9 protein-coding genes and 1 pseudogene are annotated in these 23,533 nt (G+C 43.6%); 1 reads left to right on the top strand and 9 read right to left on the bottom strand.

All coding sequences use genetic code 11. The features are described 5' to 3' along the window. Positions 1-12: 12 nt before the first annotated feature. Entirely contained in the window at positions 13-1,140 is a 1,128-nt protein-coding gene (locus M1L66_RS08020) for an iron-containing alcohol dehydrogenase family protein (RefSeq protein WP_434692088.1), read from the bottom strand. 510 nt (positions 1,141-1,650) lie between these two features. Between M1L66_RS08020 and M1L66_RS08015 the strand changes: the two genes are divergently transcribed. Continuing rightward, positions 1,651-2,475 carry a DeoR/GlpR family DNA-binding transcription regulator gene (locus tag M1L66_RS08015; RefSeq protein ID WP_434692086.1) on the top strand — a complete coding sequence of 275 codons (825 nt, stop codon included), beginning with the start codon at positions 1,651-1,653 and terminating at the stop codon, positions 2,473-2,475. 79 nt (positions 2,476-2,554) lie between these two features. On the opposite strand, the pseudogene M1L66_RS08010 reads toward M1L66_RS08015, so the two are convergent. The 8 genes and pseudogenes from M1L66_RS08010 to M1L66_RS07975 form a co-directional block, all read right to left on the bottom strand. Further along, positions 2,555-2,677, bottom strand: a pseudogene (locus M1L66_RS08010) (SpoIVB peptidase S55 domain-containing protein); the annotation flags it as partial. A 281-nt stretch (positions 2,678-2,958) separates the two neighbouring features. After that, entirely contained in the window at positions 2,959-3,156 is a 198-nt protein-coding gene (locus M1L66_RS08005) for a MarR family transcriptional regulator (protein WP_434692084.1), read from the bottom strand. Between the two features lie 239 nt (positions 3,157-3,395). After that, entirely contained in the window at positions 3,396-4,319 is a 924-nt protein-coding gene (locus M1L66_RS08000) for an AlbA family DNA-binding domain-containing protein (protein ID WP_434692081.1), read from the bottom strand. Between the two features lie 248 nt (positions 4,320-4,567). Continuing rightward, positions 4,568-6,664: a UvrD-helicase domain-containing protein gene (locus tag M1L66_RS07995; RefSeq protein WP_434692078.1), complete on the bottom strand. Its 2,097-nt coding sequence runs from the start codon at positions 6,662-6,664 to the stop codon at positions 4,568-4,570. Next, positions 6,661-13,032 carry a DEAD/DEAH box helicase gene (locus tag M1L66_RS07990; RefSeq protein ID WP_434692075.1) on the bottom strand — a complete coding sequence of 2,124 codons (6,372 nt, stop codon included), beginning with the start codon at positions 13,030-13,032 and terminating at the stop codon, positions 6,661-6,663. Before M1L66_RS07990 ends, M1L66_RS07995 begins: the two co-directional genes overlap by 4 nt. A gap of 29 nt (positions 13,033-13,061) precedes the next feature. Further along, positions 13,062-15,881 (bottom strand): TrlF family AAA-like ATPase, encoded by a 2,820-nt coding sequence (locus M1L66_RS07985; protein ID WP_434692072.1) that lies wholly within the window; start codon positions 15,879-15,881, stop codon positions 13,062-13,064. A 15-nt stretch (positions 15,882-15,896) separates the two neighbouring features. Beyond that, positions 15,897-20,672, bottom strand: a complete 4,776-nt coding sequence (locus tag M1L66_RS07980; RefSeq protein WP_434692070.1) for an Eco57I restriction-modification methylase domain-containing protein — start codon at positions 20,670-20,672, stop codon at positions 15,897-15,899. Further along, entirely contained in the window at positions 20,672-23,509 is a 2,838-nt protein-coding gene (locus M1L66_RS07975; RefSeq protein ID WP_434692067.1) for a DEAD/DEAH box helicase, read from the bottom strand. Before M1L66_RS07975 ends, M1L66_RS07980 begins: the two co-directional genes overlap by 1 nt. Positions 23,510-23,533: the final 24 nt, after the last annotated feature.

Below are 23,533 nucleotides of genomic sequence, written 5' to 3'. Positions count from 1 at the left end.
AACAACTCCTTTTCAGTAAATCGATTTCAGCAGGTCAAATACCGTCTCTTCTGTCATGAACGCAGGAGTCAGCGAAAGCTGTGGATAATAATTCATTGCATCTTTCGCGATGCCTGAAAGTTCCTCTGCCTTCGCCCCGATTTCCCTCAAAGCGACCGGCATCTCCAATGATCTCATAAGATCACATACACCATCTGCCAAAGCTTCCACATCGATATATCCCAATGCCTCCGCCAGCGTCTGCATCTTCTTTCCCGCCTTCTCAACGCTGATCCGTATAAAAGCCGGCAGAGTAATGGCACATCCGGTTCCATGAGGAACGTGGTATCTTGCTGTCAGCGGATAGCTCAGCACATGTGCACCCGTAGTCCGTGTCTGCCCGAATGCAAGTCCCGCCAGAAGGCTGGCAGTACATAAATTCTCCCGTGCAGCTCCATCTTCCGGCAAGCGGTACGCTGTAAGCAGATTATCGAGAATCAGCTTCATCGCCTGTACAGCAAAGGAGTCACTAATCGGCTGGCTGTTTAAATTCCAATAGGCTTCTATAGCATGGCAGAATGCATCCATGCCCGTATTCGCCGTCACGCTGCGTGGCATAGTATAAGTATATTTCGGATGAATTACGGCAAGATCGGCATAAAATTCCGGACAGACCACCGGTCTCTTTTCTCCCGTCTCCGAATCGGTATAGACCCCCACATTAGTGACCTCGCTGCCCGTTCCCGCTGTAGTAGGAATCAGAATCAGACGAACGGTTCGTTTTCCGAAGCTTTTCCCCTTTCCTGCATAGTCTCCGATCACACCGCCGGATGAAGCCAGACAGGCCGCCGCTTTGGCTGTATCCATACTGCTTCCGCCTCCGATTCCAATTACGGTTTTTGCTTCATGCTCCCGGATCATAGCCGCACATGCATTCACTGTATCTGTCGATGGATTCGGCTCAACCTTTGAAAAATAGGAAACGTCTGCATTTCCCAGTCTGTCTCCTGTACGCCTGACTACCCCCGATTCATAGAGAAATGGATCGGTCACTATGACTATGGATTCCCCTGCGATTTCTTCTCTGATATCCGGTTCCGCTTCTGTGAAAAGAATCCTGACGGGCATCCAGTATTGAAAACTTGAGTTCTGATTTTCCATTATTTTCCTTTCTTTCGTTTTTATTTCTTTTTTCTGTTTGTTAGTTTCTTTTCTTGACTTTATCTTAGCTGTTTTTTTACTTTTTGTCAATATTCATTCATTTTATCGCTATATTTTTAGTTATTTTTACACGTTTGTAAATTATTTATGTATTTTTATTTGCTTTTTGCATTTCGCTTTAATCGTTTTTTATTATTTTTCCTGCACTTTCTTTTCTTTTTCAATTGCACACCATCATTTTCACTAATATCTTTGGATATTAGTTTACAATCGAAACTTTTGTCTTACTTTTTTTTCGTTTTTTCTCTTGTATTTTTTACAAAAATCATGTATTCTAAAATTAAATAGAAGAAAAAATAATATTAGAAAGTATACTTATTTCATTTTTTGTGTTTATATATGGGATATGAAAAAAAGTGAATTAATAATTGAAAGATTGAATTGAAAATACAAGATAACTTTAGCTGTTAATCGAAAAAGATCAGAGTAAGAAAGGAAAATAAATAACTTATGAACAGCCGAGAAAAATATATTCTGCAGGCTCTGCAGCAAACCGGGTCCATATCCCTGTCTGAACTGTCCAGTACATTGGGTGTTTCGCTGGTAACGATAAGAAAAGACGTAGCAAATCTGGAGTCAAAGGAACTTGTCTCCAGGCAGCATGGCAGTGTTTCGCTACCCTATCAATATGAAAACAATCAAATCCCCTTCAGTCTTCGTGAAGCGTTTAATGAACAGGACAAAAAACTGATTGCCAAGGCAGCCGCCACGCTGATTCATCCAGATGATGCCATAGCTCTTGATTCCGGGACCACTACGTATATGATCGCCAACGAAATCAAATCCTTACCACCGGTCAATATCGTTACCAATTCTATCCGGGCCGCCATGGCACTGGAGCAAAGCCACCATACCATATTTCTCGCAGGAGGCCAGGTGCTCAGCCGCAGTATGTGTACCGTCGGCCCGGAGGCGGAAAAGATATTTTATCAGATCAGACCTGATAAGGTGTTCATCGGCACCACCGGTATTTCAAGTGATTTAAACCTGACTGCTTCCTTAAATATTGAAGTAGGTGTAAAGCAGGCTATGATTCAGGTCGCAAGGCAGGTGATTCTTGTCACTTCCAGTCAGAGTTTTCACAGAAACCGGATGTTTATCTTTGGGAGTGCCTCACAGATACACTGCATTATCACAACGCATCCCGAGCCGCCGGCGGAGATTCTGGAACAGATCACAGAGCATAATATTTACCTTGTCTACGCGGATGATCCCGAATCCGTGAAGAGTCTGGAGTACTGGGATAAGAATATGGGAAGGCGGAACGGCATATAAAACTTCTTAAATATACGCAAAGATCGAGGAAGCTCAGAGCGGCATCCTCGATTTTTGTGTATTACATATTTTGTTCCTATTACTGTGCCGCCTCCAGCATATTCTCAATAAAGATCCCATACCCTCTCGTACTATCCTGAATAAACACATGAGTCACCGCCCCAATCAGCTTTCCATCCTGGATAATCGGCGAGCCTGACACGATTGAGTCAATATGGGGACAACATTGATATCTTCAATTTTCAAACTGCCAAAAACCATTTCGGGAGAAGTTACTTCTACACGGTCATCATATACAGCCACCTGGATACTGGACGGGTGAAGATAGCTACGATGTTATGCAAAGTTAGTTCTGAATCCCCCAGAATAAAGGAATCCGGAACTTTTTACTTTTTTCGGTCTGACAGGCACTTTCTAAAATGGCACGGAAAGCACACCTGCACATTCTTCTCATGCTCGCGGTTGCCCTATCCCTTAACCAAATCATGGGGTTGAATGACCTTCCTTTTTTGTAATCTTCCAATATCCCTTTCGATTGGAACCTATTCTCTCAATCATACCATTATCCTGCAACGCTTTCATAAGACGCTTAACAGACATCAGAGATATTTGTAGTTTATCCTTCAATTCTGACTGCGTAATTGACGGTTCCTCTATGATAATCGCAAGAGTTTTCGCCATATTGACTTAAAGGAAATCCCTCCGATTGGTTTCTTGATTGGTTTCTTGATTGGTTTCTTGATTGGTTTCTTGATTGGTTTCTTGATTGGTTTCTTGATTGGTTTATGGGGCAATTCCCATATCAAACGAGTAATCATTATCCAACGGCACAACAATTCGAAACACATCACCGTCTTCAAACACAGGGTCTTTTCCAGAATAGAACTTTGTATATTTGAATAGCTTATGCACACCTAAGCCTAATCTGCTGCTCTGCCAATATTTCTGAAGAAAGAAGCAATCAATGGATTCTTTGGATTTGGCTCCAGATTTTCCGGTGTAATCAATCCATTGCCCGCAGCTCTGCTTGCATTTTCCGTATACATCTGGTCTTTCTTTATCACCAGCTTCGCCGCATAAGAACTCGTGTATTCGCGATGCATAAGCATATTGCTGACAATCTCTCTGGCAATGATATTCCTAAGACTGACTCTGTTTTCATCTTCCAGAAAGAACTTATCCGGTAAATGCTTTTTAATAAAATCCATAAGAAGGTCGAAGCTCTCGATTAGATTGGTTCGGACAATCTCACGGTCATCGTAGCGATCCACATTTACTTTTCTCACCAATGCATCTGTTTCATAAGCAGGGCAGACATTTTGAATCACTTCATCTTTTCCTAACAATAAAATCGCAGCCAGATTATAACTAGACTCTCCCGTTGCCACATCCCTTCCATACAGGCCAGCACTTCTCAGCAATTCTTCGTCCGTCATATTCTCCCACGGATGGCTGCCGCCAGCATGATTTACGGCCATCTGCCTGATTCGTGGAAGCAAGTCTGTTCCCAAATCATCAATCGCAGCATACGGATAAATCTTTCGTTCGGTAAAAATACTCTGTTTGCGAATATACATCTGTGCAAGCTGTGCCGTCGCTGTAACTTTTACATCTGCATCATTTACTCGGCCATAAATAACCTTCTTATAGCTGTGAACCTCTGCACTCGGCGGCACGTGGACATGAATAATCGTATGCCCTTCATATTCCAATATCACTGGAGACAGATAAACTGTTGGAGTAAACAGGGCCGGGTTACTAATAACGGTGATGAAATTCTTCACCATGTCGGGTGCCGCTTTCAGTGGAACGCCATTGACCGTTCCATTATTCAATACTCCCATAAATATATCTTCGCCAAAGCGATTCAAAAAGGTGAATCTCACGGAGCAGCATTGTCAACAAGGCTGCACAAAACTCATAGTCTGCTTCTGGAAGTCTTTTCAGCTCCTCATCGCAGTTAATCGGTTCGGTAATCATGTAATCATCGCAATTTGTTATCAAATCTCCCAGCTGTTCAAGGGCTTCATAGTACGCCGTTTCCCGAAAGTTACTGTTTGCATTGAGCTGTTGGAGAAGTAGTAATGTTTCCTTAACACAAAAATTCTGACTCTCTACCATAGCTTGTGATATATGCGCCTTTCTGTGCACGAGTAAGTGCCACATAAAGCAGACATTTCTCCGATGTAATAGATTCCGCTTCAGAAACGGCATCCGTTTTGTTAATAGCAGATGCCAATGGAACAATGCGGCTGTTTACGGCTGTAACAAATACATATTTGAACTCCAGGCCCTTTACACGGTGCATCGTGGCAATACGCAGACCATCGAAGCTACGGTCGTCACTTTTGTTTCGTTTGATTGCATAAGAACGAATGCCAGCTTTGGTAAACTGAGCGATATAATCATCCACCAGCTTTTTCGTTCTGGCAACAATACAAATATCTTTAAGTGCAACGCCATTGCTCCTAAGTCGAGTTACCTCGCCCAGCAGATATTCAAACTCTGCACTGGCATCCTTAAATTTTTCCACTACTGGCTTTTCACCGTGGGTCAATGATTGACACCTATCACCCAAATCTGTATCTTCATCAAGATCATCAAACGCTATACCATTCAAAAGTGCAAACGCATATTGGCGGGTTTCTTCTGTGGTACGGTAATTAATTTTCAAAATGCTGCTGCGCCCCCGAACATTGATACCACACTTAGATAATGTTGGGTGGTTTCGATATATTCTTTGGTGCGAATCACCAACAATGAAAATATCATTGGAATGTTCTTCACCAGCTAACGCACGCAAAAGCCGGTAGGCATTATCACTGAAGTCCTGGCCTTCATCAACAATAATATTCGTATATCTGGGGCTGCTCCCTGCGGCAGCAAGAAGTTTGGAGCATTCGTACATAGCGGTGTTAATATCTCGTATCTGATTTTCTTTCATCAGGTTCTGATAAATTTCAAATACTTTCCAGACCATCATGCGCTTTTTACGGTCAAGACGGGTTCCACGGCCATTGCGAGTTGCCTTTACATATTTTTCGAGAGTAAGGGCTTCCTGTGCAATTACAATACGATTCCATTCTTCTTCGTAAAACGCCTTATCAAAAGGTAAATTAACATTAGCAAGCAAGACAGCTTTTTCCCACAGAGGTCCAATTTCCTCATCATATCCGATCTGGGCAGTAAATCCAGACACTTTTAGAAACTGATTGACCCAGGCATCAAGATGAATCACTTCAATTTTTCTAAGTTCTTCCATTGAACAAATTTTACGGAGATTCTCTCGAATATCTGCCGCCAAATTTGCCGTATATGTTGTAAACAGAATCCGTTGTTGTCCTGTTAATGTAGAAGCCAAATGCTTTGCCCTGTGCATGGCAACAACTGTTTTCCCTGTACCAGCACCACCAAGTATACGGACTGCTCCGGAATAGTTCTTACATACGATTTTGCGCTGTGTAGGGTGGAGAAATACACGCCATTTTTCAAGCGGTTCTGCCATAATTCTACGAAGTTCATCTTCACCATCAATAACGACAAAAGATTTTAATGTTGATGGCGTATCTAATGCTGCCGCCAAATCTTCATTGGTTTCAGCTGTTGACTGTTCTTCCTCCGCCAATTCCAACACTTCAGCGATATCGAAGCCTTCTACAATCCAGGAAAGATATTCATAGGCATCATGTGGAATAGACGGTTCTGCTTTGTAGAACTTATCTTTGTCCGAAAAAGCTCGTACATACTTAAGCTGTGCTTCTGGCACTCCAAGTTTCAGCAAGTCCTGATCCGTGGCTTTTACAAACAGTGAGGGTTTCGCAGGCGTTCTTATCTCCTCGGTAACACTCTTTACGTCAAACACTTGGATTGCACCGGTTTTATGGTTCACTTCACACCGCTTATTTGCAGCCCATTGATATGCTTCATCGTGGTGGTCCACCCACAAAAGCAGATAAACACCTGTTTCCGGTTGACGAACCACAATACCACGGTAGGTATCATCAATGCGTACAGAATAAATCTTCTTATCCAGCCCGGAAGAAATCTTTTCGTAGTTGATGCCCGGAGAGGTTGGGTCATTGCGGAATTTATTGACAAACTCCGTCACCTTACCTTGTATCTGTCTTGGCAGCTTTGCAAAAGCAGTCAAAAAGTCAGAAGAAATTGCAACTTTTAATTGTTCTGTCATTCGTTATCACCTCCTATGATAGAGTCTGCCACCGGCAGACTCTCCTGCACGCTTTGGCGAAACAGGTTGGCTACATCATCAACATCATGCAAGCCAATTATTTTCCAACCCATTGTTTCTAATTTTTCTTTATCGCCGATTTGTTCTTCGGTTATGAATCCAATCTTTTTGTCAGGCCATGCAATCTCAACTGTTGCAACAACCTCTCCATCATCGCCTTCTACTTCATAACCAATATCATCTTCATTCGGCACAGGAATAGCAAGTCTCTTAACTGCATCCACAAAAGCTTTCGATTCATCATCAAAAAGCAATTCTCTGATTGCATCCCATGCTCCGTTACCAACTGTATCAGCACTTGTTACAGCATCGGTATCAGAATGGAATGTCACCGGAAGTGCAAGATAATCCATTTGTGTCATGCCCGTAGAGGAAACAGCAATGAATTCCCTGGCAAACTGCATGACATTGTAAAATTGCCAAAGCCCATTCCACTCGGCTTCATATTTATCGGTGCGCTTATCCTTTTCATCACTCAGAACCGCACAAACAGAGACCACACCATCTTTCTTTAATTCCATTGCAATAATACCGGCATGGAACGCCAAATGAGCATTAGAATTTCTTGGAATCCAGCTTCCATAAGCTGTTCCTGGAAACACAAAGTCTATGCTTGTAAAGTGTGTTTGCTCATTTACTGCGTCCATAATCGTTTTCCAGTTGTTGAACGCCAAGCTATTGCCTATTAGTTTTGGCTCAAGTAGTGAAAGAGAATACGCATAAGCCTGTCCCTCAAAAACTTTTTCTGCATCTGGCAGTTTCAAATATGCAATCAGTAAATCAAAAGCTGATAGTTTTGCTGGTTCGATTACATCCACACCAGCTTTTTTGACAATGTTCTGGTACATGACTTTCCCATAAGGCATTTTCCCTGATTCTAATGTTGACGTAGCATAATCGCCTTGGGGAACGAACACATTCTGGACATCTCTGAAGCTCAAAGACCAAACTCGATAGTTTCCGCTTCTGCGGATCGCTTCACGCTTAACCGTATCATCAGCTACTATATCTTTGTGATACAAGAATCCATCCGTAAAAACTGCCACCGGTTTGTGATTCGGTGCTGACACAGGCCAGAACATGAAATCCGGTTTACAGGCAACCTTTACACCGTCTGCGGCATCCAACAGCACCTGAGGTTCAATTTCCCAAGCCACATCGTCCATTTTGATATAATAGCTGTGCTTGCCATTTCGAATGGTATCGCTGACATTAGCAGCTCCCACCCTGGTACGCACTGCTTCCATGAAACGCTGTTCGAGCTCGCTGTCAAACAGCGGGTTTACAGGGATGTCGTTAATCTTATTTATCTTCTGTACATTATCTTTGCCAGACAGTATCGACTTCAAAATGCGAATTGCTGTACTTCTTGATATGTTGCCGATTTTCTGGCTCTGTCGGTAAGCAAACAGGCAGTGATAGCAGCCATCCTTTTGCGGATCGTCTTTGCAAGAACAGTTTTCCATCACATGAAGTGCCTTTTCAAAGATTTCGATTAAGGCATTCTTTTCGTGCATCAACTGTTTCAAATAACCGGTGCCGCCCGGAACGGAATCATAGACAACCAAATACTGCTTACGATAATCGGCATCCGCTACCGAAACCTCACTTACTGTTGCCCGCAGATGGTCAACATTTCCAAAGTATTCTTTCATACCCAGCATAAACGCCGCCACGAAAGACTCCATCTTTACCGTAGAGGAATCCATCGTCGTTGCCGGAACCAGCAGACGAAGAATTTCCGTGTTAAACTCACGATATAGGAACAGACATTCCTCATAGGCATCCGCCTGCATAATGGATGTCATTTTTCTTGTCTTACAGGCAAAGCTATGGTTTGGTTTCCCGTGTTCCGGTTGGATTTTTCCACAATACTGGCAGATTCGGAAACCTTTACGCACATCCTCCACGCCGGAAACCGTTAGTTTTTCGCCGGTCATATCGCTTTCACCAAAGTTTATTTCACGCAGCGTTGCCTTACGGACAAACTCATAACCAAATGGAAATTCCTCGTTATCCATTCGATAGGCACTGGAAATATCGTGGTCTTCATCCACGTCGACTAACAGCTGTTTACAGTAAAAGACATTGGAGCGTTCTTCCGTCTCATCGTTAATCAAGCTCTTGGTATAATCCATGTTAGAGTACACCATCTGAACTTTCAGCATCGTGCGAACCTGACCGGCATCTGCCCAAGCAGGGTTGCCACACCGAGGGCAGGCAGAAGTGTTCTTGCTTGTTTCTTCAATCCGTGCATGGGAGCAATTCGGGCATAGACGCCACCTTGCTGTCTTCATCGTAGTCACGTCAACCTGATCAATCGTCAGCTTGCGGCCATCCGCATAAAAACTGTTGTTTGGTGCGAACTCACTGATAGCCGATGAAGCAGACCGGCTATATTCATACACCATCTTCTCATACTTTTTCTTGCCGGCAGTCTTTGTTGCCTGGTCATTCTCTTTGCGATACAGGATGGCACGGAGAACAATGCCTGCTTCCGGGAACGCATAGTTCGGCAGCAATCCTTCATCGGACAGGAAGTTGAAGATGTTCTTTTTACCAAGCTCCTGCAGCACACCAAGCAGAGCTGCTTCTTCACTTTTCAGGTCTTTGATTTCTTCATCATAAGAGCTGTCTTTTGGCTTTGCCTCCAGCTCCTTAATCATGCCCTTCAATGCTTCCACACTGGTACGCAGTGCATCCTGCTGCTTTTTCAAATCTTCAAAAGCATCCAGAATCTTCACATACATAGGACTATCGTCAGAACCATTCCCACGCACAAAGTCCTGCAGTTCATCTCTGGAACTCTGGTCAAGGTATGCGGCAAACATCTGCATGAAAGAGTTCAGCTGTCTTGCCTGTGTACTCTGCACATAATCAAGGAAATTGAACGGAAACATATCCGCCGGGCGCTTGTCCAGTTTGTTCAAGATCACGCCGACTTTATCCGGGATTGCACCATCAGGAATCCCTTTTTTTACCCAAGAATCAAGGCAGAAGGCGACAAACTGCCTTTCCAACACAGCGGAGGCACGAAGGAAGATTTTTGGCGGTGTTACATTACCGGCAATCATATCCAGCGGGTCAGCATAGAAATAGAGGTCATGTGGTCTTGCGTTTGCCACCGCCAATGTCAGGGCATTGCCATCCTTACGGCCGGCACGACCGGTTCTCTGCAAGAACTGGCTCTGTGCAGGCGGCATGCTGCAAAGGATAACCGTCGAAAGATCGCCAATATCAATACCCATTTCAAGCGTCGGGGTACAGGAAAGTACATTCGGGTCCCAAATCTCCTGGGTATCTTTCTCACGCTTAAAGTCGATTTCAAGCTGTTCACGGTCAGGACGCTCCAACAAACCGGTGTGTTCTCTTGCATTGATACGAGCAAGGTTACCGGCACTGTATAACCGACCATAATAGTTAATCTCAGAAGATCGATATTCCTCCAGGAAGCCACCGCAGTTGGCTCTTTGACAAGGCGCACCTTCCCAAAGCTCCGCATTATTGGCAGCAACGGCATAAAGGGAGCCGCAGCTTTCACAACGCATCTGAACCACATTATCGGTAATGAACACACGCTCTTTGTTCAAACCATATACTTTATAATCCGCTGAAGAAGGCAAGGCAGCTACCACCTGCTGTTTTGTTGCTTCTTCCAAAATAAACTTGTTGATTGCACGGAAATTGCTTTCTTCAACCATTACCTCTGTGCAACAAGATACAATCCAGTCCACATACTTGTTAGCAGATGGCGCATCAAATTCAAGCGACTTTCTGCCACCGCCAATATGCTCGGCAATGAAACGAGGTGTATTACGACCGGACTGGCGGCCAGGCAGCCAGCGGTTTCTATCATTTGACAGCATATAGCCATTGCCGTTGCCAATCGTATATTCATCAAAAACGTGATCCTCAAACGCACCATTGGTACGCATCAGGTTCAGATAGCCAAGCACCATGCGCTGGAAAGACTTGATGTTTTCCGTAGTCAATGCACCAAGCTCATTGACAGTTCTTTCCTGCACGGCTTCAGCAATCGCCACAACATCCTCCTCAGCAAATGAGAGAACAGAACAGCTGGACTTTTCAAGGGTTCGTCCAATCTTACCGGCAAGTCCATACTCCAGCATGATTTCGTATTTGATACGCTGTTCCACTTCATAAACCAGAATCTGGGCTTGCCTGTCTGTACCAAGCTTACGGTTCTTTACCATATCTTCATACGCATTTTTCCAGGTCATATTCGGTGCGATAAAGAAGCTGACAAACTGCTCCAGTGTCATGTGTTCATGCCAATACTTAATAAAATCGTTTTGGAAATCTGCCAGCGACAGTCCCGCGCCAACTTCATTGCAATACTTCTGAATAGCGGTACGCAAACCAAAACGCCAGGTGCGGGAATTAAAGAAGCCTGCACGATGGGCAGCATCCTGCACATTATCCGAGAATGCCAGCGTTTTCTTATCATCATTAAACCGAGAAGCAAACATCTGAGATAGGCTTGCGCTGATTTCTGTTGCGCTTCGTAAACCCATCAGGGAAAGACCTCGGCGGCTGCCACAACAAGGGCAGACATACTGCTTATGATCTTTGGAACCGGATGTTTTAATCGGATTCGGAATTAACACATCCACCATTTTAGCACCGCAACTTGGGCAATCGCTGGCGCCGTCTTCCCCCAACTTCACTTGCAGGCAATCAGGACAAATTCTGCCCGGAATCATGCCGGCAATATGTCCCCTATGAGAATGAGGGAACAACATTACAATCTTATCGTCCGCACGGAAATAAAGGTTGTAGAACGCATCCAGATTAACCATCGTGGCATTGCTACGCTCGTTGAGGATAGATACCCAGCCGGTAATACCGCAATCACGGCAATTTACAACCGGCAGATATTGTTTTGCCTGCTGCTTATTCAAATCATTTGCAATCCCATAATTGATTTCATCCGGGTCAACTTTGGCAACCAAACGACGCAATTCTCGCATCCATAACTGCACCTGAACGTTGAGAAATGGACGCAGCTTGCCCACCTTTCCGGTACGAGCATGAGAGATTAACGCAAACAATGAGTTGATAAGAACAGTCGGGTCTTGCAGAGCTTTCATTTCCGGGTAATGGGCAGACAATTCTTCTGCTATTTTAGAAACCTGATAATAGGTACCACCCGTCAGGTTAAGCACAGCCTGCATAAAGCTGTGATGCACCAGTTCCTCGCTAAGTTTAATTCTACCTTCATCGCTCAGCGCATCAAGCGTAAAGTTTGGGAACCAATCTTGTACTGCGTGGTTCAGATAGGAAGACAGTTCCGCCTCTGCTGCCAGCAAATCAAGTTCCGCCACCTGGCCGGCAGACGGCAAGGTGAACTCTGTAATCTCTTTGTTCTCAAAAAATTCCTGTGAACTCAAACGGTCTTCGGTAATCACCGCGTCTTTATCAAAGGGTTCGCCAAAGATTTCTGCAGCATACTCCAGTATATCGCCGTTATTGTCTTCAGAACCCATTGTTGCCGAAGTACCAATGCAGCACAAATATCCGTCATAGATTCCAAGACGGCGTTTCAAACGTCGAAGCAGACAAGCCAGATCTGTCCCCTGCGCACCGTCAAAAGTATGCAATTCATCGACCGCAATATATTTCAGCGTTTCCGGGTCATTGTCCCGCCACAAAAGAGCATCTTTCGGGCGAATAAGCAGATAGTCGAGCATCTTATAGTTGGTCAGCAAAATATCCGGTGCGCTGTTCAGCATGGTTTCGTGGTCCGTAATAACACCATGTTCACTCATCATACGGGCAGGGGTATGCTCCTGTCCACCGACATACATACCAACAGTCACATTGCCACGCAGCTCATCGCTGCCATAGATGAGCTCGGCAATACGCTTTGCCTGGTCGGAGGCAAGGGCGTTCATCGGGTAAATAATCAACGCTTTGATACCACGCTCACCACGATGCTGATAGCAGTATTCCAGAATCGGATAGAGAAAACATTCCGTTTTACCGGAGCCGGTACCCGTTGCGACCAACGTAGATCTACCATCATCTCCGGTCAGGCGCTCAAAGGCTTTCTGCTGATGAACATAAGGGAGGTAAGCAGGGTGGATTGCTTCAAAGCAAGTCGGCATCTCATCTGCCACACGAAACGGCAGGCGCACAGCAACATAAGGCTCATGATAAACTGAGCCTTTCGTCGCAAGCATATCCTGAACCGAACCTTTAAATGGTTCGTTGGTCATTGGGAATGTGGTTTCTATGTAATCCCCGATGCCTTTCTCTAGTTGTTTTGCAAGTATGGATGGTAGCATACTGTTTCCTCCCTCTGTGACACAATAACTTATGATGATCTATATTTGTTCCTTCTAAGTTCAAAAGCAATACGACCGCCTTCAAGGATATCGCAAATCTGAGTTTGAATACCCTTTTTGTACAAGATACCCTTTTTGGGTGTTCCATCGGATTCCATAATCGTCTCGTTGTTTTCGATTGATCCGCTACGATATTCAAAGCGCTTAGCCGCATTTTCGGTGTTTTTTCCATCTTGGTTCGCAATAATTACCTCTTCAGCATCTGCCCCAAGAACAACATTTGCATTATGTGTAACGATAATTATCTGGCGTTCTTTCTTTTTCCGCTTAATAAATTGAACTAAATCGTCGTAAATTGAGCGGTTGTCTAAATCATCCTCTGGTTGATCAATTAGAATAGGACATTTGCTGTCCTCCAGATTGATTAGTAGTTCCAACAACACAAGTGCCTTTTTACCCGGTGACATTTCCTCAATCGTATCGTTACCACTCTTTACAACATAATGTATGTTGTACCAATCCTTGAAAAGGAACGATAGTGCTGACTCCATTGTGTTTGTTGACTTTAATGTCAAAGTCCCTTGCACTTGTGTTTCAGACATTGCTGTCCATATTGCTTCCAGCAGTTTATCAGAATAATCTGATTGATTAAGTGCAGCCAAATCATAGGAATGAATCGTCCGAAAAGCAGAATACTTTCTGTTATCGAATACATTACTCAGTCCACCTTGAAAATCTTTTTGTTTCCACACAGCAGTCGCTTCAAATACAAGTTCCGTATCATCCCTGGTTCCTATACTTTTTACTGCTCCACAATATGTTGAATAAGCTTCATAATACCGACTTTGTGATTCAATGATTTTATGATGAAGTTCCTCTCTGTGTTCTAATAACTTTTTATGTTCTTTACTCCGAGTATCAGCGATTTGCCATTTCTCTCTTTCTTGGGTTATACGCCCAGAAAGTTTCTGTAATTGAGTGCTTTGGTCAACCTTTACCTTAAGTGCTGCATACTCCGAAGTTGCTATAGTAAGTTGATCGCTTGTTTCATCCTTCTTTTTTTGAATTATTTGAACGAGAATATTTTTCTTATCAATCCATTCAGATTGAACGCCTTCCTCTAATTCTTTTATGCTCTCTGTAAGTTCAGAACAAACTGTATGAAAGCTACCACTAAAATCATGGGAAATCGACCGTCCATCTTCACTTGAAAACCATCCCGGAATCACAATTTTAGGAGATTGCATCTCTTTCATTTGTTCAAACTCATCAGCCGCCTGCTGTTTGATTGATGTAAGGCTTGCAATTGTTGATTCCAGCACACCATATCTGTCGATTTCATTTTGTGTAATATCAATCTTCTCAGCTAATACTTTGCGTTCTCCCTCTAACTCCTTAATGGTTTGTAAGAACATCTCTGGAGAACCAAACTCTTTTATTTGTTCTTCAATATCATTGATTTTATTCAAGACAGCAACATACTCTACTATATCGGAATTAACCTGCTTTTTGATTGCAGCTACCGCCAGTTCAAGCCTTTCATGGGCACCTAATAACGCGTTGTCTTGCAACAGAACATCCTCAACAATTTTGTCAATTGCTGTTGACTCCTCCGGGTTATCGATTGTTTGGTTCAGGTATGTTTGCGGAATATATACAATCTTTCGCCTATCGGAAGTCCCATCTTTCCATGTAACAGTCGCTTTCTTTATTGGGAATGGTTTCCGCTTAAAAGCACGACTTTTAACTTGTTGTTCAGCATAGGAAGAGTCAATAGAATATCCTAATTGCTCCAATAACAGTGATTTTCCTGTGGATTTTCCTCCAATAATGCAATTCAGTGCCTCGTTGAAAATGATGGGAGTTTCTTGGAAGTTATCATCTTCAAATTTGATTGCATGAATAATCTGATGTTCATCTTTTTCAAAAGGAACATCTTCTTGAATAGCAACTCGTTCTTCGGGTTCATATAGAATTTGAAGCAGCCCTTCAAAAGTCAGATCAGCCTTTATCCAACAGTATCTCTTTGAATCTGGTTCAAACAACTTATCACACGAATGAGCATCGCTTCCGTGAATACATGGCATTAAGGAGCCATAGTATTCAGCCACCGTTTCAGGACTGTCAGCTTTTTTTCCAAGAAAATAGTCTCGGTCATTTTGATTTGACGAAAAAATCGCATCCACAAAATGATACAAACTTTTACGAAGCGCAGAAGTTTGGCTTCCACCACCTCGTTTCCCAATTCCAGATGCGCCATCTGTACTACTGTTTGCGACTGCAATAATTGTATGTTTTCGCAAGTCTTTATCATTTTCAAACAAGCCTTGTAATGCGTGAAAATCAACAAGGAACTGTTCCGCACCTATCTTTTCCGCCTGCTCATTAGTTGAAGAATTATCCATTAGCTTTCCAAATCTAATAAGTTCGCTTTTTGTAGCAGAAAACGTTGTATCTCCATATTTAAAACTCAACTTGCCAAAGAAACGAGCTTCCAACGCATCTACAATACATGGATCAAAAATCATGTGAATATTCACTGGCGATTCTTGGGCTGTTAAGGTAAGCCGCATTTCCACATTTGGCAAAATTAGTTTTATTGTATCGGGCAACCGATGGTCTGCACACACCTTCAAATAATTATCTATAGAAAGGTAATCTGTTATTCCTACAGCGGCTATTGCACGGTTACGATCAGAACCATCACCTACATAATTTGAAACTGCCGTGTAAAACGCATCCCATTTTTCATCGGATGTACTACCAACATAGTTATCATTTTTTAGTGTTTGTGGTGTATGTATATGTAAATCCCACCTACGCCATTCTGAGCCACCAACATACTCCATTCTTTGTCTCCCCAATCATTTTGTATTTCCATATTTTTTTTCAAAAAACTTCCATGCGGTTTCGTAGTCCTGCTCACGGTCGCAGCGGTCAAATGGTGCGACATATTCAATAGTGCGCTCTACTGGACCACCGGGCATGGTGTCATCGGTGATAGTGCGGTAGAACTTTTTGCCCGCCGGGGCATCCTTGACTTCGTTTTCCCATGTTGTTCGATCGAACCCAATGCCTACCAAACTTCGATTATTGGTAAATACAATTCGTCCATTTGCATCATACCAGGTATCAGCTTCATAGCTTTGCAATACTGGAAATTGAATACGATATATAGTTTTCAGCTGTTCCAGAGTTATGCCCAAAGCCCTTGCCGACAAAACATCAATTTCAATAAGTGCTTGGCGACGCTCATAATCAGTACGCAACGGTGTATCCCAAGTCCATTTCAAAGATAATGCTGTAAATTTATCTGAACGCAAGCGTAAATCGTTCTTTGACCAAGAATCATGTTGAAATTCATCTTTCCATATAGATTTCCACAATTCTGAATAATTTGCAGTCAAGCAATTTAGCATCGCAGTTCTCACTATTATGGGCCTATTCTTTTTAGGCTCAATATAAGGGAATCCACTAATAACACCTATACCACCTGACCCTTTACCCGTTGCTTTGATATAAAAATCCAACGGTATAGATGCCATAAGTCCTTGCTCGGAAACCACCACTTCGTTATCAGAAAATCCAATTTCAAAGACAGCATGTACATGCCCCGTCATGCATGGAGCAATCGCAGATATAAGTGTTCGTTCTCCGCTTTGATTAAACATATTTCGCATAATGATGCGATATCCCTCATAGTTCTTTGTCCTCCAAGGGGTTTCTGGTGCGCGTTTAGAGTATTCACCCATATCACAAGCAGGACGATAATTACAACGCTGCAAATAATTATCCGAAATCATTGTCAAGTCAATGACTTCATAATCACTATTTTGCACACAAATTGCCCTTGAAGTTTTTGACAACGGATTTGAAATGCCAATATGCGGACCAGAATATATCAAATCAATAGTTGTTTCTGGAAAGTGAACATCTCGACTAATGGTTCCATCTTTTTGCCTATTTGTTTCATGCCACATTTCTGTTGTGCATATTTCGCTTTTTATATCACCAAGTGTTTTTTCTTGAACAGCGAAGCATTCAAGTACATCCACCAAGGCTTGTGCATGAAGAACTGGTAAACGTGCTTGCTTCCATTCCTCACTGCCGTCAAATAGTTTTGCAAACAACTGCAATTCCTTTTTTTCTACATAAACAATTCTGCTCGGATGTCCATGAATATTCCAGTTATTGTTCTCGTCTTTTATGCCTGGAATTGCACCTTTAATAGCTCGGTCATAGCATTCTTCAATAGTAGAAACTGAAAACAAGTTTCCGATTGAGTCAAACGAAGAATTCCCCTTATTACAATAAACATTCAAGCTAAAAACTGTATGGTGATCTACTTCCGAAAACAGTTTTAGTTCATTAGTAAACTGAAAATGTTTTCTTAATCTTGGATATAGCTTTTCTCTCAGCAATCCGCCTTTAGGATCATCATACACACCATCAGGATGAACAAATGCACTTACCCCAGAAGTGCTAGTAAACTGCCATGCTTGCGGTAGAAAGCACTTGAACAAATTTGTTTGTTGACCCTTCAAGTCCGCATAATTCTCTATTGCGTTTAAGAAACTCTGTGTGCCAGACAGAGACTCATATTCCATAAAATACAACGCTCGTGTTGTAAGACTTCCTAATGCTTCCTCTCGGTGACTTATCGTCTGAGTCGCTGTTAGCTTTTTAACTGCAAACATCGGATGAGTGTCAGACAATACAGCCTGCTCATTCCACTCCATTTTAATCCACGGCGGATTCCCTATAACCAAGTCAAACCCACCACGTTCTGCAAATAGTTTTGCAAATTCCAGTTCCCAATGCATAAACTTATTCTGCTCAGCAATTTCATAGGCAAGGTTCAACCGTGGGTTCTCTCTGCCTAGCGCAGGAATATCAACTTCACCTATTCCGTCATACAGGGCAAGAATATTCATTTCAAGCTGCTGCATTTCTGTCGGGAACAACGTCAGCTGTCCTCTGGTTTGCTTTTTATCCGTAGAAGCGTCTGTGACAAGGACAGACCGCGTAGTTCCCTCAAGAATCAAAGACATATCAAACAAGAACTCGCTTCGAGAAGGAAGCAAGTCCGCTTGTTCAATCGGCCAAAACCACAAAGCGCACCAGTAATCCATTGCGAATTTCAAGCGGGCATAAGGGCCTGCATTTTTCATGTGTTCACTCTTATAAAGTTCACTGAAAATCTTGTCTTTCTCGCGTATTGTTGCATGAGAATCCACAGAGGTATCCTCATGTCCATAAATCGAAAGATTATCCTGTGTTTTGGCTTCAATCTCTCTTTGAAGTTCAATTTGCTTGCTCCACAATTCATCAATCACATCAGAAAGGCGACGCAAAGTGACCAAATCATCATCTGATAATGGTTCGGTGAACTTTTTACTCCACTTTCCCATCTTTTTGATATTGTCCAGTTCCAGTGATTTGATAACCTTATCGCTATAACTGCACATTCCCGGATCGCCGAGCAGAAAATGATAGATTTGTGCATATCCTTTTTTCTTCTTACGCTCCGTGCCTAGCAATACCCGCTCCGGCTCATTTTCATACCAGCGCATCCCCTTACTGGTTGCCTGAAGGAATGCTTCTGAATATACTTGCCGCCTTGCGCCAATCAGAGAGTTACCATTAACCAGCTGTGTGCCAAACCAAGGCACAAAACCACCCTCATAAATGGTATTCAGCCACAGGGATACCTCTGCAAGCTCTACGGCAACAGGATTCAAGTCTATACCGTACACATTACGGTCGGCAATATACATCTTGACCTTTTGCAGCTCATTGAAGCGTTTTTCATAGCTGATGATATCGCCGTTTTCTTTTTCCTTGCGGGAAATGTACGCTTCGGCAAGCTGGTTGATTGCTTCGTTCAAGAAGGCCGCACTACCCATAGCAGGCTCGCAGATAGTCAAGTTCAGAATTTCATCGGCTGTTTTGCCCTCCAGCAATTCTTTCAGGGCATACTTGACCAGGCACTTTGTCAGAACCTCCGGTGTGTAATAAGAAGCGGACTTCTCACGCTCACGACCTGCAAGGCGGTAGATAAAAGTGCCTTTTTCATACATACGCAGCTTGCCTTTTTTCTCACCGGTTTCATAGCGCACACGCTCGTCCTCGGTGTACTGGTCAAGCTCGGCTTCCGAAACAAAGTAGCCCACATCCAGCTCATTGAAGCTGTCGCCTGCACGCTTTACTTCATATAAGTCGTGCTCGGCAATAAATCCTCGGTACGAAAGCAGGGCTTCATATACTGCGCCCATCTGGTTGATGCCCAAATTGGCATAGGAAATACGCCCACGGCGGTCATTCTTTTTGCCGGTGGACTTTGTTAAGCTCATCAAATCAATGATTCGCAGCATGCAATAATTACGCAGCCTTGCCGCAGTAATCATCTTGGTATATCCGGGGTCAAAGATATGCGCCTTCAGCGGTGCAATCAGGAACATATCATGCAGGCTGTCGGAATCGGCAGCCCGCCGTAGTTCTTCCTCGGTTTTCGGGTAGCCGTCATAAATCAGCTCATAGAGCTTTGCCAGTGTATCGTGCAGATAGTAACCGTTTCCTACCTCTGCAACATCATCCCGGATATTGTCTGCAATGTCACGCAGGCTTTCCAGGGAGTAGCCGGAATAATAGGTCTGCGCTTTGATCGGTGCATATCCAAGTTCAGGGCGGGATTCAATAAACAGCACAAACAGCATACGGTACATATACCGCAGGCATTCCAAGGTCAGCTTGCCGGCATCCACCGGGTCAGCTTCCAGGTCACGTCCAAGGCGGTGTGCCATATCGTAAAGCACTTCATTGCCAAGCAGCTCAATGCTCTCACGCAGCGCATATTTTAAATTTTGAGAAACACCGAAGGCATTCTTCTGGCTTTGCTCGTCCAGCTCGTCCAATAAGATTTTGCCCTCCCTCGGGCAAAGAGAATCTTTGTGAAGCAGAACTGCCATTGCCTGCAAGGTGGTGTTCTCCAAGCGGGAGAAGATTTCTTCCAGTTCAAATTGCAAATAACGCTTTTCGTTCCACTTGTTACGGTCAATCAGTGCAATCTGGTTCATGCTGATGAACACCAAAAAGCGCGGAGGTTCTGCAGAGCCAAACAGAATTTTCGTTGCCAAGTCCTCGTTAGGTATTTCATTCAAAATACCTTTATACAGTGTGCCGTTGGCATCTTCCTCAACATCAGCCGAATTAAAAGCATAGCTTTCCATAATGCCGGTATCGGTTTCTTTTGAAGCTGACAGAATGACCCAAAGTAACGGTGCGCCGTTGCTCTTGGTCATTTCCAGATAGATCGGCACCGTAAGGGTATCGTTCACCGTAATTACTTCCGGTTTTGCTTCAGGGTAACCCAATGAAGCCAGGTAGCTGTCCGCCAAGGTGCGGATACTGCTTAATGTGTGCAAGTTCATAGAAGAACGAACAAAACGATCATGTGCAGCATAATACTGTCTGGCGTTTTGCCGTAGCAACGACCAAGGAGTGCGGAATTCTTCCGCCTCTTTGGATGCAGCATTCCAACCGCTGATGGTGGAGCTTGCGTTTTCTTCAAACACCGTTGCAAAATAATGGTTGGTGTAGTATTCGTTCTTATTGGTGATACCTGTTAAATCTATACTCATTATGATACCCCCATCAGAACAGACACGATCCGAATGTAGGGATTGTTCTGTATTGTCAAAGTCTCTTTTACCCAATTCATAAACTGGTCAAACAGTTCATCCACACGGCGCTCCTGCTCTTGCAGTTTGCGCTCCTGTTCAAACAGTGTCAGCTGATAATACTCATGATGCTTCTCTTGCAGGGAAATCAGCTTATCTACTTCTTCATCTAACATAGGGGCCATCTCAACCTGATATTTTTCATAATGCTCGTCCAAGTGCTGCCTGGCATGGGCAACCACATCCGCCAGAAGGCCACTTGCATTCGCAATTTCTGCTTCACCGATGCAGTTGGTGTTCGGAATCTTCTGGTTACCAAGTCCAGCTTTTTGAACGACCTCGTTCATTGTCAGCACTTTTACAAATTTGCCATTCTGGTAAAACAAACCAAACCATTCATCAACCAGAGGGGTCGATTTCAGATTCGGCATACTGCCGGAGACGATATAAATGCTTTCGCCTGCAGCAAGTTTATCGGGTAATCCAATCACAGGTGCTTCACCACGACCAAACAGCAAACCGGCTTTGTCGTTTACCCAGGAAAGAATCGGGTGTAGCTTCCAGAGGTATTGCGTGGAAGGCCATGCAGATTCATCCATGTTCTTTTGCATACTGTTACGCATCTGTTCCATGCAGAAAGTTTTATCATTGGCTACACGAAGCGTATCCCCCTGCGGCAATGCTTCTTCCGGGACAAGAGCTTTCAGACGGCGAAGCATATCTGGTGTCAGTTTAATATCCAAACCGGAAACAGTCTGGAGCTTTTCAACCGGATGGCTCTCAGTCTGGTTCAAAAAGACAAGCGCCTGGTAGAGATAATCCACATCGGAGAACAGAGTGTCATCTTCCACAATGGTGGATTCTTTTGTTTCGGCATTTTCTGCTTCACTTACCGCAGACATCAATGCTTCAAACGGATCAAAGTCAGCTTCGCTGGCATTCAAAGTCTTTTCAAATGCAGCTTCGTCAGAACCGCCCTCGATAGCATCGGAAACAACAAGTTCTTCGTCCTCTACTGTGAATTTGCCAAGGAGCAAAGATGGGTCGCCAATGTTTTTGAGTGCCCGTTCCTCTTTGGTAATCAATATTTCGATGATACGCATATCACCCTTGATTTTCTTGTTGTCGCTCTCAATCAGCATATAGCGGATATCAGGACGCTTCTGCTGACCGTAACGGTCGATACGACCGTTTCTCTGCTGAAATACCATCAGGGACCAGGGAATATCAAAGTGAATCAGTCGATGGCTGAGGTAATGAAGGTTCAAGCCTTCGGATGCAACATCAGAAGCCACCAACACACGAACCGGTGACTCGGTACGACCAAAATCTTCGACAATCTTCTGCTGTTCGGCATCACTCATGCTGCCGGAAATTTCCTGAATAGCATTTGCTTTCACACCAAGATCCGCACGAAGTCTTTCAGCCAGATACTTCATGGTTTCAATACGCTCTGTGAAAATGACAACACGATCTCCGGTGTCATTTGGGTTCCAGGCGTAATCTTTGCTGCGGAAAAGTGTCAGCAATTTCTGATAACGTGTAAAGCTCTCCGGTGTGATTTTTTCAAGTGCAACTTTCAGTTCTTCCAACAGATGAATGTCTTTGATGTCGTCTGCATTATATTTTTTATAGAGTTTTTTCAATCTGGCATCAATGCTCTTGATGCAGGCAGCTGGGCTGGAAAACAGAGATTTCTCCAAACTGGTCTTGAACAACTGACCGGTTCCCCTGGTCTTACCTAAATCCATTTCAAGCTGCATTTCCGCAAATATATCAAACACATATTCTTCTTGTGCCGAAGCGTTGCAGCGCTCCAGGGTAATCTTTCTTTCCAAGAACGAACCGCTTACCTGGTCTTTTACATCTTTCTTGAAACGACGGATACAAAGTCCCTTAATATCTTCCGGTGTGTAATTTTCCGGATCAGCAATCGCAGTTGGGTCAAGCATATTCATCAAAGAAGCGAAGCTCTTAGCCCGTCCATCGTGCGGTGTAGCCGAAAGCATAATCATCGTGTCGCTTCGGTCAGCTAACAGCTTTGCCAAACGGGAACGCTGCGCCTGACGGTCGCCACGCTCGGCAACATTCTGCGCTTCATCAATGACGATAATATCCCAATAGGCATTTTCCAGGTGGGTGCGATATTCAACATCTCGCTTCAATGTATCAATCGAAACGATGGTTTTATCATAATAAAAAAACGGATTGTAATTGGTCGGCAGACTGGCACGAATCTTTTGGATTCTGTTTGAATCAAGACGTACCAAAGGAATGGTGAAACGGTTCCACATTTCTTTTTGGAACTGCGTCATCATACTTTTTACGGTAACAACAAGAATTCGTTTTCCTTTTCCACGGGCAATCAGCTCGGACATCAAAATACCCGCTTCCAAAGTTTTACCAAGGCCAACGGTATCGGCAATCAAGATGCGCTGGCGGGGACGCTGCAAAGAAAGTTTTGTCGGATCAAGCTGGTAAGGCATCAAGTCCATTGCGGCCTGATGACCGATATGTAAATTAGCATCTGTCGGTATCTTCTGACGCCATTGGCTCTCCAAATACAGCAGAGTTCTTGTATAAAACGGCGAACTGTCCGGAATTAGCTTAACTTCGGCAGGATTCACGATTTGAATTTGCTCCAAGTCTGTCAGAAAGATTGCTTCTTTATCTTTCACAAGTGGAGAAATACCAATGCAGTATAAAGCCTTGTTGCCAAGACTGTTTGTTTCAATTTTTTTGACCATCCATTCTTCGTCACGAATGATGGTTCTCATTCCGGGAGCAAAATCAACCATAACGCCGTCTCCTTGTCTTTTGTT

The organism is Hungatella sp. SB206 (assembly GCF_051132295.1).
Classification (GTDB): Bacteria; Bacillota; Clostridia; order Lachnospirales; family Lachnospiraceae; genus Hungatella; species Hungatella effluvii.
This window is presented reverse-complemented; position numbering and strand designations above follow the sequence as displayed.

Bases quoted from the DNA above. Each gene is read 5' to 3' on its own strand.
- M1L66_RS08020 (WP_434692088.1), bottom strand. From the start codon at position 1,140: ATGGAAAATCAGAACTCAAGTTTTCAATACTGGATGCCCGTCAGGATT.
- M1L66_RS08015 (WP_434692086.1), top strand. From the start codon at position 1,651: ATGAACAGCCGAGAAAAATATATTCTGCAGGCTCTGCAGCAAACCGGG.
- M1L66_RS08005 (WP_434692084.1), bottom strand. From the start codon at position 3,156: ATGGCGAAAACTCTTGCGATTATCATAGAGGAACCGTCAATTACGCAG.
- M1L66_RS08000 (WP_434692081.1), bottom strand. From the start codon at position 4,319: ATGGGAGTATTGAATAATGGAACGGTCAATGGCGTTCCACTGAAAGCG.
- M1L66_RS07995 (WP_434692078.1), bottom strand. From the start codon at position 6,664: ATGACAGAACAATTAAAAGTTGCAATTTCTTCTGACTTTTTGACTGCT.
- M1L66_RS07990 (WP_434692075.1), bottom strand. From the start codon at position 13,032: ATGCTACCATCCATACTTGCAAAACAACTAGAGAAAGGCATCGGGGAT.
- M1L66_RS07985 (WP_434692072.1), bottom strand. From the start codon at position 15,881: ATGGAGTATGTTGGTGGCTCAGAATGGCGTAGGTGGGATTTACATATA.
- M1L66_RS07980 (WP_434692070.1), bottom strand. From the start codon at position 20,672: ATGAGTATAGATTTAACAGGTATCACCAATAAGAACGAATACTACACC.
- M1L66_RS07975 (WP_434692067.1), bottom strand. From the start codon at position 23,509: ATGGTTGATTTTGCTCCCGGAATGAGAACCATCATTCGTGACGAAGAA.